Below are 16,007 nucleotides of genomic sequence, written 5' to 3' on the forward strand. Positions count from 1 at the left end.
ATCGCAGCCTGCGGCAGCGGCTACAGGGCGTTTGAAAATCGCTTTGTGTGCATTAGAAAAACAAGAGGCCACCCATGTCCGAATTACTCTGGCAACCCAGTGCCGAGCGCATCAGCAAGACCCGCATGGAAGCCTTCCGGCGCTTGATCAATCACCGTCACGACCTGGACCTCGACGGCTACCCCGCCCTGCACCAATGGAGCATCGAGCAGCGCGAAGCCTTCTGGCAGGCCATAGTCGACTTCTTCGATGTCGAGTTCCATGCGCCCCCCAGCGCGGTGCTGATCGAAGGCCGCGGCATGCCCGCCGCCCAGTGGTTTCCCGACGCCACCCTGAACTTCGCCGAACACCTGCTCAAACGGCGTGACGATGGCGTCGCGGTGGTGGCGATCAACGAGAACGGCCAGCGCGAACAGCTGACCTACAACCAGCTGGCGGCCCATGTCGCCGGCCTGCAACACAGCCTGCGGGCCGCCGGCGTCGGCCTTGGCGACCGGGTCGCGGCCTGCATGCCCAATACCTGGCAGACCCTGGTGGGCATGCTCGCCACCGCCAGCCTCGGGGCCGTCTGGTCCAGCTCCTCGCCAGACTTCGGCACCCAGGGGGTGATCGACCGTTTCGGCCAGATCGAACCCAAGGTGCTGATCACCTGCGCCGGCTACCGCTACGCCGGCAAACAGATCGACCAGACGGCCAAGGTCAACGAGATCCTCGAACGCCTGCCGTCCCTGCAACAGCTGATCATCGTGCCGTACGCGCGGCCCGAAGCCCGCGCCGAAGACTTTCGCACCTCGGCCAGCGTCGCGCTGTGGGACGACTTCTACCGCTCCGGCGGCGAGCCGGCGTTCGTCGCCGTGCCCTTCGCCCATCCGCTGTACATCCTCTATTCCAGCGGCACCACCGGCGTGCCCAAGTGCATCATCCACAGCACCGGCGGCGTGCTGTTGCAGCACCTCAAGGAGCACGGCCTGCACTCCGACCTGCGCGCCGGCGAAGTGCTGTTCTACTACACCACCTGCGGCTGGATGATGTGGAACTGGCTGGTCTCCGCCCTGGCGGTGGGCGCCACGGTGCTGCTGTACGACGGCTCGCCGTTCCACCCGGCGCCCGAACACTTGATCGACCTGATCGACCAGGAAGGCATCAGCGTTTTCGGCACCAGCCCCAAGTACCTGGTGGCCCTGGAAAAGGCCGGCATCCAGCCGCGCCAGAGCCATTCCCTGGCCAGCCTCAAGACCCTGCTCAGTACCGGCTCGCCGCTGTCGCCGCAAAGCTTCGACTACGTGTACCGCGCGTTCAAACAGGACCTGTGCCTGGCCTCCATGTCCGGCGGCACCGACATCATTTCCTGCTTCATCATCGGCAACCCGCTGTTGCCGGTGCACCGCGGCGAAATGCAAGGCAAGGGCCTGGGCATGGCGGTCGAGGTGTGGAACGACCAGGGCCAGGCGGTGGTCGGCGAAAAGGGCGAACTGGTCTGCACCCGGCATTTCCCGGCCATGCCCATCGGCCTGTGGCACGACCCGCGGCACGAGAAGCTGCGCGCCTCCTACTTCAGCCAGTTCCCCGGGGTCTGGGCCCAGGGCGACTACGCCGAGCAACTGGCCCATGGCAGCTGGCTGATTCACGGCCGCTCGGACGCCGTGCTCAACCCCGGCGGCGTGCGCATCGGCACCGCGGAGATCTACCGCCAGGTGGAGAAACTCGAGCAGGTCCTGGAAAGCCTGGCCATCGGTCAGCAATGGGACAACGACGTGCGGGTGGTGCTGTTCGTGCGCCTGCAGGACGGCGTGCAACTGGACGACGCCCTGCAGGAGCAGATCCGCCAGGTGATCCGCGCCAACACCACGCCACGCCATGTGCCGGCGAAGATCCTCGCGGTCAGCGACATCCCGCGGACCATCAGCGGCAAGATCGTCGAACTGGCGGTGCGCAACGTGGTGCACGGCCTGCCGGTGAAAAACACCGACGCCCTGGCCAACCCCGAGGCGCTGGAGCAGTTTCGCGATCGCCCCGAGTTGCGCGACTGATCGTTGCCCCTGTAGCCGCTGCCACAGGCTGCGCCCGGCACCGCAGGGGCCGCAAAACTTGGCGACGCGGTCCACCTGCTGGATCGGGAAAACCGCCCTTGCGCTGGCTACGCCGTCGATCGCAGCCTGCGGCAGCGGCTACAATGCCGGCGTGATGCACGCTCAGGACACCCCCGACATGAACGCCTCCCCCTCCGGCAGCGAAGCCGAAACCCTGATTGCCCGGCTGGACTGGGCCGCCACGCCGCTGGGCGCGGTCGACCACTGGCCGCAGAGCCTGCGCACCGCGGTGGACATCGTGATCCACTCGCCAATGCCGATGCTGCTGTTGTGGGGCGCGCAACTGACACAGATCTACAACGACGGTTTCGCCCTGCTGGCCGGCAACAAGCACCCTGGCGCCTTCGGCCAGTCGACCCACCTGACCTGGCCGGAACTCCAGGACTTCACCGCGCCGATCTACCAAGCCGTGCTGCAAGGCCAGGTGCGCACCTTCAGCGAAAAACCCTTCACCCTGCTGCGCCACGGCCGCGAGTCGGACGTCTGGCTGGACCTGACCTACAGCCCGATCCGCGACGAAAGCGGCGAAGTCGCCGGGATCCTGGTCACCAGCATCGAAACCAACGAGCGCCGGCGCATCGCCCTGGAACTGGAGCAGCGCTCGGCGGCCAGCCTCAAGGCCCAGCACGAAACCGAAGAGCGCCTGCAACTGGCGCTGGCGGCGACCGACGCGGTCGGCACCTGGGACTGGGACATCGGCGACGACCGCTTTATCGCCGACGCCCACTTCGCCCAGCTGCACAGCATCGACCCGGCCCAGGCCGGGCAACTGCCCATCAGCGACTACCTCAAAGGCGTGCACCCGGAAGACCGCGGCATGGTGGCGCGCAGCATCAAGCACTGCATCACCCACGGCACCGAATACGCCGAGGAATACCGCCTGCAACAGCCCGACGGGCAGATCCGCTGGGTCTTCGCCCGCGGGCGCTGCTACAAGGATCACCATGGCCGGCCGGTGCGCTTCCTCGGCGCCGCCCTGGACCTGACCGACCGCAAGCAGATGGAACAGGCGCTGCGCCAGAGCCAGACCGAATTGCAGTTGATCATCAACGCCATGCCGGTACTGATCGGCTACGTCGACCACGAAGAGCGCTTTCGCCTGAACAACAGCGCCTACCTCGACTGGTACGGCCTGACCCCGCAGGAGCTGTACGGGCGGACCATCCGCGAAGTGGTGGGGGACGAGATCTACGCCACCCGCGCCGACAAGATCGCCGCCGCCCTGGCCGGCAAACCCTGCAGCTTTGAAGCCAACTCGCCGCACCGCGACGGGCGCGCGCGGCACGCGCTGATGAAGTACCTGCCACGCTACGGCGCCGACGGCGCGATCAATGGTTTCTACATCTTCGTGATCGACGAGACCGAGCGCAAACAGACCGAGGAAGCCCTGCGCAACCTCAACGAAACCCTGGAAGAACGGGTGGCCGAGCGCACCCAGGCGCTGGCCGCCGCCAACCAGCGCCTGCAGAGCGAGATGTTCGAACGCGAACGCGCCGAAAACGCCCTGCGCCATGCACAGAAGATGGAAGCCGTGGGCCAGCTCACCGGCGGCATCGCCCACGACTTCAACAACATGCTCACCGGAATCATCGGCAGCCTGGAGCTGATGCAGCGCTACATCGACGCCGACCGCAGCGCGGAAATCGGCCGTTTCACCGAGGCCGCGATGTCCTCGGCCAAGCGCGCGGCCGCCCTCACCCACCGCCTGCTGGCGTTCTCCCGGCGCCAGTCGCTGGACCGCCGGCCGCTGGAACCGAACCAGCTGGTGCGTTCGCTGCAGGACCTGTTCAACCACACCAAGGGCGAGCATATCGAGCTGAAGATGAACCTGGGCGCCAACGTCTGGTCGATCAACAGCGACGCCAGCCAGCTGGAAAACGCCCTGCTCAACCTGGTGATCAACGCCCGCGACGCCATGCCCGACGGCGGCGTGCTGACCATCGAGACCGCCAACAGCTACCTCAACGGCAGCGACCTGGGCACCCTGGAACCGGTCAAGGCCGGCGACTACGTGATGCTCGGCGTCAGCGACAACGGCGCCGGCATGACCCCGCGAGTGCTGGCCAAGGCCTTCGACCCGTTCTTCACCACCAAGCCCATCGGCCAGGGCACGGGCCTGGGGCTGTCGATGATCTACGGCTTCGCCCAGCAATCCGGCGGCCACCTGACCATCAGCAGCGAACCGGGCCAGGGCACCTGCGTGCGCCTGTACCTGCCGCGCCTGTACAGCGGTGCCCAAACCGACAGCCCGGCACCGGCCAGCGTCGAAGCGCCGTACGCGGTGGCCGGCGAATCGGTGATGCTGGTGGAGGACGACCCGGCGGTGCGCATGCTGGTGCTCAACGTGCTGAGCGAACTGGGCTACAGCGCCTTCGAGGCCGAGGACGCCAAGAGCGCCTTGCCGTTGCTGGAGTCCGAGCGGCGCGTCGACCTGCTGGTGACCGACGTCGGCCTGCCGGGCATGAACGGCCGGCAGCTGGCGGAGATCGCCCGCCAGCAGCGGCCGCAACTCAAGGTGCTGTTCATGACCGGTTACGCGGAAAAGGCCGCCGAGCGCCAGGGCTTTCTCGACGCTGGCATGGACCTGATCGCCAAGCCGTTTTCCATCGAGGCGCTGGCCCAGAAGATTCGTCAGATGATCGGCCGGCAGGGCTGATTTCAGGCATAATCCGCCCCCGCCGTCCGCACCGTTTCAAGGTAACTTCCCCATGAAAGCCCAAGCCCGCCACATCCTGGTGAAAACCGCCGAAGAGGCCGAACAGCTCAAGCAGCGCATCGCCAAGGGCGAAGCCTTCGACGTGCTGGCGAAGAAATACTCCACCTGCCCCTCCGGCAAACGCGGCGGCGACCTGGGTGAAGTGCGGCCGGGGCAGATGGTCGGGGCCATCGACCAGGTGATCTTCAAAAAACCCCTGCGCACCGTGCACGGGCCGATCAAGAGCAAGTTCGGCTATCACCTGGTGCAGGTGTTCTACCGCGATTGACCGCGTCGCTCACCACGCTTCGACCACGCCCCTGTAGCCGCTGCCGAGCCTGCGAGGCTGCGATCGACGGCGCAGCCGGCGCAAGGGCGGTATCCCCAATTTTTCAGGTAGACCGCGTCGCCAGGTTTTGCGGCCCCTGCGGTGCCGATCGCAGCCTCGCAGCCTCGCAGGCTCGGCAGCGGCTACAGGGTTGCCTCAAGGTCTTGGGATCAACGCCCCCGGCACCTGGATCACCCGGCTCGCCAAGCGATGCCCGGCCTGCGCCGCCTGCTGCGGACTGCCGCCTTTCAAGCGACACGCCAGATACGCCGCACTGAACGAATCCCCCGCTGCAGTGGTGTCCACCACCTGCTCCACCCGCTGCGCCGGCACCTCGAACGACTCGCCGCCACAGCGGATCAGGCACGCTTCGGCGCCCCGCTTGAGCACCACTTCCGGGGTGTCCGCGTAGGCCGCCAATACCGCCTGGCTGTCGGCATAACCGAACAGCGCCTGCTCATCATCCACCGTCAACAGCGCCAGATCGACATAGGCCAGCGCCTCGCGATAAGCCGCCTGCGCCTGCTCCACCGAGGCCCAGAGCCGTGGCCGGTAGTTGTTGTCGAAGACGATCTGCGCCCCACGCTTGCGTGCTTCAACCAAGGTCTCGATCAGCTTCTTGCGCCCCAACTCGCCGAGCACCGCCAGGGTGATGCCGCTGAAATACAGCACCGCGTAGGTCGGCAACGCCGCGAGGATCGGCTCGGCCGCGGGGGTGGTGAAACAGTCGCGCACCGCCGCTTCGTTGCGCCAGTAAAGAAAGCGCCGCTCGCCCTTGGCGTCGGTCTGGATGCAGTACAACCCGGGCAAGCGCCCCGGCAGGCGCTGGACCATGCCCAGGCCGATGCCTTCCTCGGCCCAGCTCTGGCACATCGCATCGCTGAAACTGTCGTCACCGAGGGCGGTGACATAGTCGACATGGGCGCCCTCGCCCAATTCACGGGCCAGGTACACCGCGGTGTTCAAGGTGTCGCCGCCGAAGCTCTGTTGCAGGCTGCCGTCGGCGCGGTGTTGCAGTTCGATCATGCATTCGCCGATCAGGGCGATGCGTTTCCCGGTGGTGCAGGTGTTCATGGTGGGGTGTCTCTGAGAGTTTTTTGTTGTGAGAAAGAACGTCTTCGCGGGCAAGCCTCGCTCCTACAAGGTTGGTGTCGTTTGCCAAGGCGTGTACGCCTCATATCCGTAGGAGCGAGGCTTGCCCGCGATCACCTGCGCAGCAGGTGCCAGCCCCACCTTAGAAACAGGTCTCCATGCTCTCCAACACATCCAGCCGCTCATCCACCAGCAACCCGGTGCGCCACTTATCAAAGGTCAGACACGGGTGCGAAGTACCAAAAGCAATAATGTCCCCCACCCGCAACTCAACCCCCGGCGCCACGGTCATGAACGCATGCTGGTCCATCACCGCCGTGACCTTGCAGGCACTGACATCATAGCCCCTGGCCGGCAGCACGCCCGGCTTGTAGCGCAACAACGGCACCGGCAAGCCGGCGTCATAGGCCACATCGCGCTTGCCCAAGGCGATCACCGCGAACCCCGGCTCCGGCAGGGACTGCACATGGGCCCAGACTTCCAGCGCCGGACGCAGGCCTTCGTGCAGGTCGCTGCGCCGGTCGAGCACGCAGCACTGCGCCTCTTTATAGATGCCATGGTCGTGGGCCACGTAACTGCCGGGGCGCAGCACGCTGAGGAAACGCCCCTGGGCGTTCTGCGCCTCGAAGGACTCGGCGATCAGGTCATACCAGGCCGACCCCGAGGCAGTGATGATCGGCTTATCGATGGCGAACAACCCGTCGTCCTGCAACTGCACCGCCAGGCGCACCAGGGACCCGGCAAACTCACGGATGCCACTGACGGCGTGATCGCCATGGATCACTCCTTCGTAACCCTCGATGCCGCACAAGGCCAGGGCCGGTTGCGCCTGGATCGCCTGCGCCAGCGCCAGTACTTCCTGCTCGCTGCGGCAACCACAACGACCACCGACCACGCCGTACTCGATCATCACGTTCAGGCGCACCCCGCGCGCGGCGAAGAATTGCCCGAGGTCGGCGACGTTGTCCGGGTGATCGACCATGCAATAGAAGTCGAACGTCGGGTCGGCCAGCAGCTCGGCGATCAGCCCCATGTTCGGCGTGCCCACCAGCTGGTTGGCCATCAGCACCCGGCGCACACCGTGGGCATAGGCCGCGCGGGTCTGCACCGCGGTGGCCAGGGTGATGCCCCAGGCGCCCGCCTCCAGCTGCCGACGGAACAGCGCCGGGGTCATGCTGGTCTTGCCGTGGGGCGCCAGCTCGGCGCCGCTGTCGCTGACGAACTTCTGCATCCAGCGAATGTTGTGTTCCAGCGCCGCGCGGTGCAGCACCAGCGCCGGCAGGCTGACATCGCGCACCAGGCTGACACCCGGTTGGGCGGCGCCCTTTTCCACCGCGGCATTGATCAAGGCAGAAGGCATATTCGAACTCCTTACGGCGCAGCCACAGGGGCTGACATTAGTCGTTGATGCGACGGGCCAGGCGATTCGCGCTGTCGATCAGCACCCGGCGGTAGTCGGCGTAATTGTTCTGGGCATCGGCCCGTGGCGCGACGATGCACAGGGTGCAGATGCACACCCCGCGCTCGTCCCGCACCGGGGCGGCGAAGCAATGGGTAAAGGTGTCGGCCACGCTGTCGAAGGAAAAGAAACCGTCCTGCGTGGCCTGGCGGATTTCCTTGAGGAAGGTCGCCACAGGCAGGCGTTCCCCGTCGGGGAGCATGAAGTCGCGCTCGTCGATCAACTCGACGATCTGCTCATCGCTCAAATGCCCCAGCAACAGCCGCCCGGAAGCGGTCCAGGGAATCGGCGCGTTCTCGCCGATATTCGAGGAAATGCGGAAATGCCGCTCGCCCTCCTTCATCAGCGCCACCGTGTATTTGCGCCCGTTGAGCAGGCACATCTGTGCGGTCTCGCGGGTCTGGCTGACGATCTCCTGCAAGGCCGAGTCGGCCTCGCGGGTCAGGTCGAAATGGCGCAGATGGGCCTGCCCAAGAAAGTACAGCTGACGCCCCAGGTACACATGCCCATCCTGGCCCACCGGCTCCAGAACCCGCCGCTCCAGCAGGGACGCCACCAGCTCGTACACCGTGGACTTGGGGCTGCCGATCCCCTTGGCGATATCGTTGGGCCGCAACGGCTGGCCGATCTCCTTGAGGAAATCGAGAATATCGAACGCCCGGTCCAACCCCTTGGCCCGGCGCTTGATGGTGTCTTCGGTCATGTCTGTGCCTTTTGCAAAAAACTGCGAAATTTCCGGCGCCCCAAAACCCCGGCATTGCCCCTATCCCCGTAGCCGCTGCCGAGCCCGCGAGGCTGCGATCGACCGCAACGCGGGCGCAAGCTCTTGAAATCGTCGCGCCCCCTGCGGGGTCGATCGCAGCCTCGCCAAAGCTCGGCAGCGGCTACAACGAACCCGCCCCTGTAGGAGCGAGCTTGCTCGCGATCAGCGGCCTACAGCCCTACTTCTTCTTGTAAGCCACACAATCGATCTCAACCTTGCAATCCACCATCATGCTGGCCTGCACACAGGCCCGCGCCGGCGCATGCTCCGGCTTGAAATACTCACCGAACACCTTGTTGAAACTCCAGAAATCCCGCGGATCCTCCAGCCACACCCCAACCCGCACCACATCCTCCAGCCCGTACCCCGCCTCCTCCAGAATCGCCACCACATTGCGCATCGTCTGATGCGTCTGCTCAACGATCCCGCCATGAATAATTTCGCCATCCAGTGCCGGCACCTGGCCAGACACATACAACCAACCATCGGCCTCAACGGCACGAGCGAAAGGACGGGGTTGGCCACCGCCGGCGGTACTGCCGGTGCCGTAGCGAGTGATGCTCATGGGTGTTTCTCCTGATTGAAAAATGAATGGGTTGAAAACCTGGATTCTTAAGAAGCCAGACCAAACGTAGCACCTAAGCTTCCGACAGCTATTGCTCGACGACTGCGCCTTGCCATATGTAATTCATCCTGGAATGCCACTGCGCATTGGTACTGCCGATCCCCACCATCAATGACCACGTTTGAACACAGCATTCCGCTTGCTATCCACTACTTGAATGGCACTCACAGAAGAAGCCAACGACGCCACGAGCAAAACATCCGCTTTAAACAAGGGAGACTGTGATGCATAACAAACATTTCAAGGGCGGCAAAATTCCACTACAACGGAAAAATGTATTAAATAGCGGAATTAATGGCGTGAAGTGTGCCATGGGGTGGGGTCGGATGACAGGGGGATGGGGAAATTGATGAGGTTTGATCTGGGCGATGGTATAGCAGAGAAGAATGGGAGTCGGTGATACGGAAAAGCTACGATCAACGAAGGAAAAGGCTTAAATGAGGCATGACGTGACACTAATGAGTCAGTTCAGAAAGCCCCAGTAAAGCAACGCCATCAATCCAGAATTGAGCATCAACTGCGCAACAATACTCTCCAAAGCATACCGTATCGCGCCTTGATAACTGTATATACATACAGTATAATTTCCTATACTTTTTCTTTATCCATCTGACCTAAGTCTACAGAGCAAACTCCGAACCTTAGGCTATGATCCAAACGAGACTCTACGGAGGCAACATGCTAGGAAAGCCAACAAAAGTCTTGCTAACACTAACAGCCATTGCACCATTGTCTGTTTCATTAGCTTATATTTTCGCCACTCGCGACCATGATTGGTTAATGGCTATTTGGGCTATTTGTTGCTGCATTATATTAGGAATAATTTCAAGCTGGATTATAAGTTCAGCCTCTACTAAATTTGAACAACTACCGATAATAATAAAAAAGGCAAAAAGCGCTGACAAAGAGGTAGTTGGATTTTTTATCGCCTATGCTTTACCTCTAATTTTCAAAGGCCAAACTCATGTAGATATTGGAGCTTGGGTACTAGCCTGCTTAATGTTGATATTCGTACTTTGGACCACACATGCACTACAGGTAAATCCAGTCTTAGGACTATTAGGATTTCATTTTTATGAAATTGAAACTCAAGAGGGTATAACCTACCTACTAATCAGCAAACGGGCCATCAACAACGTCACAAGCATCAGAAAAGTTGTTCAATTAAGTGAGTATGGAATACTTGAAGCAGACATAAAGGATAAAACATGAATCTCTTCGCACTTACAGATGTTGCCGGTTCAAGAATAATTAGATTTCCGCTTTCAGCAGAATTGAGAGAGGAAATTTCCGCAATCTTTGAAACTCAAGGTGATGCATTTTTCGAGGGGGTCGATACAGTTGTACCATTCGATGGTCGTTATACTCCTGAAGAAGGCGAACTATTAGCAATTAACGACTTCATCGATATTGACGGATTATCAAATGCCATCGCAAGCCCTTTATCGATAGACCAATACAACCCAGGAACTCATAGCCTAGACTCAGTAAAGGCCATTTTTATGGGGCACCCAAGTAACCAATTACAGATACTAATTCAACTTTTTGAAAGAAGAAGACTCATTGCACGAAGTGGGCTAGCAATGTTTTTTGCAGGTAATCAATTTCAAAAAATGACTGACTCCGGCCTATCTCTAGACACAAAACTGCTTGCTGTAATTGATAATGGCACACTAAAATTTCAGAGTTTTCACTTTACCCGAAGAGTCTTCGATCTTAGCGAATATTTTAAAGAAGCCACAAACGAGGAGGTTACTAGCTTCGCTAGGCATGAAAAGCTCTCAGTGGCAAATGTAGATGATTTCCTGGAGTCCGCAGGACCGCAGGTACGTAAGAAAATATCTCTAATTAGGCAGTCTGCTGTTTTGGAAAACTATTCCGTTCAAGACATCATCGCAGTAGCCTCTACATTTCAGTTCCCCATCAACCTTAGTGAAGATGGTAAAATTGAGATCCCAACAAACCGCACAGAACTCCGAAAATTATTGCGCTTCCTAGATGAAGACTATTATGAGTCGCCGCTATCTAGAACACATTTCATATCAAATTCAAAGAGAATTGCTGACTAGTGATCACGGGGCAGTCGAAGTTATTTTCAACTGCCCTTCCCCCACATCTCTTATTAACACCAAACAATCCCCCCCCAAAAAAAATAAGCTCACTATCACTCCTTCCAAACTCCTCACGCAACGTAGGTTTTTTCTGATAATACGACTCATCTCACATATATATTGCCTTCATAACCCTGAGCTTCTACAGTCTTTATGTCCCTGCTAGTCAGCGACCGGATTTGGCCGTCCGAATCTCCATGAGCACACCCTAAAATTCCTTCATGGAGCGTCACCGTTATGGATTTCCAACCTCTCACCTCCTCCAACACCACCGACCACCCCGTCGCCTTTATCAACCCTCAAGCCCCCTTGCTTGACCTGCTGACCTACGCCGGCCTGCGCATCCGCGCTGCCCGGGACATGCTGGACAGCGTGTCCGGCATGACCAGCCGCAACGCCGACGACCTCGACCTGATGCGCTTCTCCAGCGTGGCAACCTTGTTGTTGCAGGACGGATGCGATGTGTTGCACGTGGTTGAACAACGGGCGATGGAGTTGCCAGAGCCTTAACCGAACCGCCTTGGCTCTTGCTCTTGCTCTTGCTGTGCTTTGGCTTTGGCCTTTGATCCACCCGCCCCATCGGGAGGCCGAGTGGAGGCGTTCATCAGGGGGATGGCGCGCAGCGCCCCTCGACGCAGTCGAGGACATCGTATGGAGGTCGAAGCGAAGCCGACCGGAGTCGATGCCCCCTGATGGACGCCGGAGCGAAGGCCGTACGCCAGGGGCGAGACCTTTTGGTTACTTTTGGCTGGGCCGGCATTCCGGGCGTTTGCCAAAAGTGACCCGCCGTAAGGGCGGAACCATAAGCGGCCGTGACCGCAGGAATGGATATGTACCCCGTCCAAAAAATGCAGCGCCAGCACAGACGCCATCGCGGGCAAGCCTGAACTGGGCCTCGCTCCTACAGAAGCTTGTAAAAAGTGACCCGCCGTAAGGGCGAAACCATAAGCCGCCGTGACCGCAGCAATGGATATGTCGTGTTTGATCTTTGTCTGGGCGACCAACCTGCTGTGTTGCAGGCAATAGGACTCGTTGCCCGTTTCGACGATGTGGCAGTGGTGTGTCAGCCGATCCAGCAACGCCATGGTCATCTTGGCGCCACCAAATACGCTCGACCATTCCGAGAAGCTGAGGTTGATCGTGATGACCACGCTTTTGTTAAGGCTGCACGCCTAATGTGAATCCACCTGCGGCCGATAGTCTGGAAGGACCACCAGTATCGACGTCTTATTTCAGGGTTATCAATGGAAATTCCATACAGCGTCAGGCTTTCATTTTTTGATTTCTGGAAGGGGCTCTTCAAAGGCACGCTTTTCATCCAGAAACGTTTGCGAGGGCATTTGAAGGAGCAGCAGAAGAACTGGCCAAAGAAGCAACAATACAGCCAAGGATATTTCTATCAGGGCTTGGAAGAACTGGGAATCACAGGCCTGAAGCCTACGGGCTTTCGGTTCAAGCAATACGCCATCGATGAAGAATTGAAGGGCGCTGACGTACTGGACATCGGCAGCAACTGCGGTTTTGTCTCAGCTTATTGTTCGCGACTGGCAAAATCCGTGACAGCCGTCGAACTCAACCCTTTTCTCAATAAAGTGGCAAAGGATACCGCGCGTTATTTGAAGCGCGACAATATAGAGTTTATAGAAAGCGATTTTTCGGTATTTGCCACAGATAAAAAATTTGATGTGGTGCTGTCGTTTTCCAATCATCACACCATTGATGGCAACCTCAATATGGGGTTTGAAAACTACATGAAGCGCCTGGTGTCGTTTCTAAAGCCGGGTGGCTACCTACTGTTTGAAAGCCACAATGTTTTCGGGCCAGGTGCTGGCAACGTAGGCGATGACGGTGATATGGACGAAAAAATCAAAATAATGAACACCTATTTCGCCATAGAACGCTATCGAATGGTCAACTGTTACATGCGACACATGGTCGATGATGTCGATAAGCTCTTCATTGTTGCGCGGCTCGTGGACAATCCTCCGAAGACGGAATTCCGTCTTGAACAAGCAATCCGTCGTTATCATTATTGACCCTGTATTCGATTCTTTGGCTACCTATGACACCGTCCAAAAAACGGCAGCGCCAGCACGGACGCTATCGCGAGCCAGCTCGCTCCTACAGGTCGGTGTCATGCAAAGAAACAGTCGTTCAAGTCGTGGATCAGGTTTGGCAGGCGCAAGCGCCTGATCGCAGCCTGCGGCAGCGGCTACAGAGTTCGCGGTATTACCGATAGGCGTGAACGAATCTGCTACCCATGCGCGTGAACTCGGCAGGGTTGTTAGCCCTGACTGCAACCAAAGCGACTCACCGTTGAATAACAAGCGCTAGGTATCGCCCCCTCCCCACTCATTATTGCAATCCCCACAACAGCTCATTGCAAAAGATAGCTAGCTAACTATCAAGACTTCTTATTACCCTCCGATCTCCAGCCAAATACTGTCCGCGGGGCTCTAGCCTGCCTATGCGGACAGCATCGATTACTGATGAGGTCACCCATGGAACCAGGCAGTTATCAATTGAGCATGAGCGTGCTCATGACGCCCGACAAAGCCAATTTCTCCGGCAACGTGCACGGCGGCGCCCTGCTGAAGCTGCTCGACGAGGTGGCCTTCGCCTGTGCCAAGCGCTATGCCGGGCGCTATGTGGTCACGCTGTCGGTGGATCAGGTGATCTTCAAGGAGCCGATCCATGTCGGCGAATTGGTGACCTTCCTCGCCTCGGTCAATTACACCGGGCGCACCTCGATGGAGGTCGGGGTCAAGGTGATGACCGAGAACATCCACGAACGCACGGTGCGCCACACCAACAGTTGCTACTTCACCATGGTCGCCGTCGACCCCGACGGGCGCCCGCACCCGGTGCGCGCCTTCGTGCCGGAAACCGCCACCGAACAACGCCGCTACGCCCAGGGTTTGCTGCGCAAACAGCAGCGCCAGGAGCTGCAGGAGCGCTATCGGCAGATCCGCAACTCGGATTGAGCCCGCCCTGCCCGCCTGAACCCATGTCTTGCGATTTGCCCAAGGAACGACCATGAAGATATCGCTGCTCAGTCGCTACGCGACCCTGATCCTTTGCCTTGCCCTTACCTTGTTCGGCCTGTTGTTCTGGCCCGCCAGCCTCTGGGGCCAGGGGCTGATCGTGCTGGCCGGGGTGCTCAGCCTGGTCGGCCTCAACGACCTGCTGCAAAGCCACCATGCGGTGCGCCGCAACTATCCGATCATCGGCAATATCCGCTACCTGATCGAGTCGATTCGCCCGGAGATCCGCCAGTACCTGCTGGAAGGCGACGACGAGAAGCTGCCCTTCTCCCGCTCGCAGCGTTCGATGGTCTACGCCCGCGCCAAGAACCAGCCCGCGGAGAAGGCCTTTGGCACCCTGGCCGACGTCTATCAGCCCGGCTTCGAATTCATCAGCCACTCCATGGTCCCGGGCGATGCCTGCGACCCCAGCCAGTTCCGCGTGGTGGTGGGCGGGCCGGACTGTCTGCAGCCCTACAGCGCCTCGGTGTTCAACATCTCGGCCATGAGCTTCGGCGCGCTGAGCGCCAACGCCATCCGCGCCCTGAACAAAGGCGCCAGGCTCGGTGGCTTCGCCCACGACACCGGGGAAGGCAGCATCAGCCCCTATCACCAGGAATTCGCCGGCGACCTGATCTGGGAAATCGGCAGCGGCTACTTCGGTTGCCGCACCCTGGACGGCCGTTTCGATGCCCAGCGCTTCTCCGAGCAGGCCAGCCATCCGCAGGTGAAGATGATCGAGATCAAGCTCAGCCAGGGCGCCAAGCCGGGGCATGGCGGCATCCTGCCCAAGCACAAGGTCACCGCCGAAATCGCCAAGACCCGTGGCGTGCAGATGGGCCATGACTGCGTGTCGCCGGCGCGGCACTCGGAGTTCAGCACGCCCATGCAACTGCTGGAATTCATCGTCAAGCTGCGCAACCTGTCCGGTGGCAAGCCGGTGGGCTTCAAGTTCTGCGTGGGTCATCCCTGGGAGTTCATGGCCATCGTCAAGGCCATGCTCGAGACCGGCATCCAGCCGGACTTTATCGTGGTCGACGGCAAGGAAGGCGGCACCGGCGCCGCGCCTCGCGAGTTCACCGACAACATCGGCATGCCCATGCGCGAGGGCCTGCTGTTCGTGCATAACACCCTGGTCGGCGCCGGCCTGCGTTCGCAGATCAAGCTGGGCGCCAGCGGCAAGGTGGTCAGTGCCTTCGACATCGCCAGCGTGCTGACCATCGGCGCCGACTGGGTCAACGCCGCGCGCGGTTTCATGTTCGCCATCGGCTGCATCCAGTCGCAAAGCTGCCACACCAACAAATGCCCCACCGGCGTCGCCACCCAGGACCCGCTGCGCCAGAAAGCGCTGCAGGTCACGGACAAGGCCGAGCGGGTGCACAACTTCCATCGCAACACCCTGGTCGCCCTCGGCGAGATGCTCAGCGCCGCCGGCCTCGACCACCCGGCGCAGTTGCAGGCCAAGCACCTGGTACGGCGCCTGACCACCACCGAGGTCCGGCTGTTCTCGCAGATCCACGTGTTCCTCGAACCCGGCGAGCTGCTGCAACGCCCCATCAGTTCGGAGTTCTACGCGCGCATGTGGAACATGGCCCAACCCCACAGCTTCGCGCCACTGGCCGTGGCCGCGCCGTCCAGGGCCGAGCGGCTGACGCCGGCTTAGTTTTTTGCATGACGAAGTGGCCGTTCGCGCTGGATGACGGGTACAAAGTCCAGGGTTGAGGGGCGGCCACCGACGCCAGTGCACTCCAGAAGCCGGATCGTGCCGGGCGCAAGCGCCCGATCGCAGCCTGCGGCAGCGGCTAGATTGCGCACAGCCTG

Annotated in this window: 12 protein-coding genes and 2 pseudogenes; 9 read left to right on the forward strand and 5 right to left on the reverse strand. The window is 60.3% G+C overall.

All coding sequences use genetic code 11. The features are described from left to right. The first annotated feature begins 74 nt into the window (after nt 1-74). The 3 genes from AC07PQ_RS03130 (at nt 75) to AC07PQ_RS03140 (ending at nt 5,074) form a co-directional block, all read left to right on the forward strand. Nucleotides 75-2,030, forward strand: coding sequence for an acetoacetate--CoA ligase (locus tag AC07PQ_RS03130; RefSeq protein ID WP_493184459.1), 1,956 nt, complete (start codon nt 75-77; stop codon nt 2,028-2,030). Between the two features lie 178 nt (nt 2,031-2,208). Beyond that, complete coding sequence (locus AC07PQ_RS03135) at nt 2,209-4,746, forward strand: PAS domain-containing protein (protein ID WP_493184458.1); 2,538 nt, start codon at nt 2,209-2,211, stop codon at nt 4,744-4,746. A gap of 52 nt (nt 4,747-4,798) precedes the next feature. Continuing rightward, entirely contained in the window at nt 4,799-5,074 is a 276-nt protein-coding gene (locus AC07PQ_RS03140; protein ID WP_007932676.1) for a peptidylprolyl isomerase, read from the forward strand. A gap of 195 nt (nt 5,075-5,269) precedes the next feature. Here the strand turns inward: AC07PQ_RS03140 and AC07PQ_RS03145 are convergent, their stop codons facing one another. The 4 genes from AC07PQ_RS03145 to AC07PQ_RS03160 form a co-directional block, all read right to left on the reverse strand. Next, complete coding sequence (locus AC07PQ_RS03145) at nt 5,270-6,187, reverse strand: sugar kinase (protein WP_493184457.1); 918 nt, start codon at nt 6,185-6,187, stop codon at nt 5,270-5,272. A 160-nt stretch (nt 6,188-6,347) separates the two neighbouring features. Continuing rightward, the gene (locus AC07PQ_RS03150; RefSeq protein WP_493184456.1) at nt 6,348-7,565 is read right to left on the reverse strand and encodes an amino acid deaminase; all 1,218 of its coding nucleotides are present in this window, start codon (nt 7,563-7,565) and stop codon (nt 6,348-6,350) included. A 37-nt stretch (nt 7,566-7,602) separates the two neighbouring features. Continuing rightward, nucleotides 7,603-8,367 (reverse strand): IclR family transcriptional regulator, encoded by a 765-nt coding sequence (locus AC07PQ_RS03155; protein ID WP_009044425.1) that lies wholly within the window; start codon nt 8,365-8,367, stop codon nt 7,603-7,605. A 238-nt stretch (nt 8,368-8,605) separates the two neighbouring features. Continuing rightward, nucleotides 8,606-8,992: a RidA family protein gene (locus tag AC07PQ_RS03160; protein ID WP_007927369.1), complete on the reverse strand. Its 387-nt coding sequence runs from the start codon at nt 8,990-8,992 to the stop codon at nt 8,606-8,608. A 738-nt stretch (nt 8,993-9,730) separates the two neighbouring features. Here AC07PQ_RS03160 and AC07PQ_RS03165 point away from each other — a divergent pair. The 3 genes from AC07PQ_RS03165 (at nt 9,731) to AC07PQ_RS03175 (ending at nt 11,673) form a co-directional block, all read left to right on the forward strand. Further along, nucleotides 9,731-10,264 (forward strand): KwaA family protein, encoded by a 534-nt coding sequence (locus AC07PQ_RS03165; RefSeq protein WP_493184455.1) that lies wholly within the window; start codon nt 9,731-9,733, stop codon nt 10,262-10,264. Continuing rightward, nucleotides 10,261-11,121, forward strand: a complete 861-nt coding sequence (locus tag AC07PQ_RS03170) for a Kiwa anti-phage protein KwaB-like domain-containing protein (RefSeq protein ID WP_493184454.1) — start codon at nt 10,261-10,263, stop codon at nt 11,119-11,121. Before AC07PQ_RS03165 ends, AC07PQ_RS03170 begins: the two co-directional genes overlap by 4 nt. A gap of 279 nt (nt 11,122-11,400) precedes the next feature. Beyond that, nucleotides 11,401-11,673: a hypothetical protein gene (locus AC07PQ_RS03175; protein ID WP_007927368.1), complete on the forward strand. Its 273-nt coding sequence runs from the start codon at nt 11,401-11,403 to the stop codon at nt 11,671-11,673. A gap of 470 nt (nt 11,674-12,143) precedes the next feature. Here the strand turns inward: AC07PQ_RS03175 and AC07PQ_RS03180 are convergent. Further along, nucleotides 12,144-12,317 (reverse strand): annotated as a pseudogene (locus tag AC07PQ_RS03180) (ATP-binding protein); the annotation flags it as partial. A 90-nt stretch (nt 12,318-12,407) separates the two neighbouring features. Here AC07PQ_RS03180 and AC07PQ_RS03185 point away from each other — a divergent pair. The 3 genes and pseudogenes from AC07PQ_RS03185 (at nt 12,408) to AC07PQ_RS03195 (ending at nt 15,849) form a co-directional block, all read left to right on the forward strand. Next, nucleotides 12,408-13,199: a class I SAM-dependent methyltransferase gene (locus AC07PQ_RS03185; protein ID WP_007930528.1), complete on the forward strand. Its 792-nt coding sequence runs from the start codon at nt 12,408-12,410 to the stop codon at nt 13,197-13,199. Between the two features lie 465 nt (nt 13,200-13,664). Beyond that, nucleotides 13,665-14,166 (forward strand): annotated as a pseudogene (locus tag AC07PQ_RS03190) (acyl-CoA thioesterase). 33 nt (nt 14,167-14,199) lie between these two features. Continuing rightward, entirely contained in the window at nt 14,200-15,849 is a 1,650-nt protein-coding gene (locus tag AC07PQ_RS03195; RefSeq protein WP_007930525.1) for an FMN-binding glutamate synthase family protein, read from the forward strand. The last annotated feature ends 158 nt before the right edge of the window (nt 15,850-16,007 follow it).

The sequence above is a fragment of the Pseudomonas sp. GW821-FHT09E12 genome (assembly GCF_059416085.1).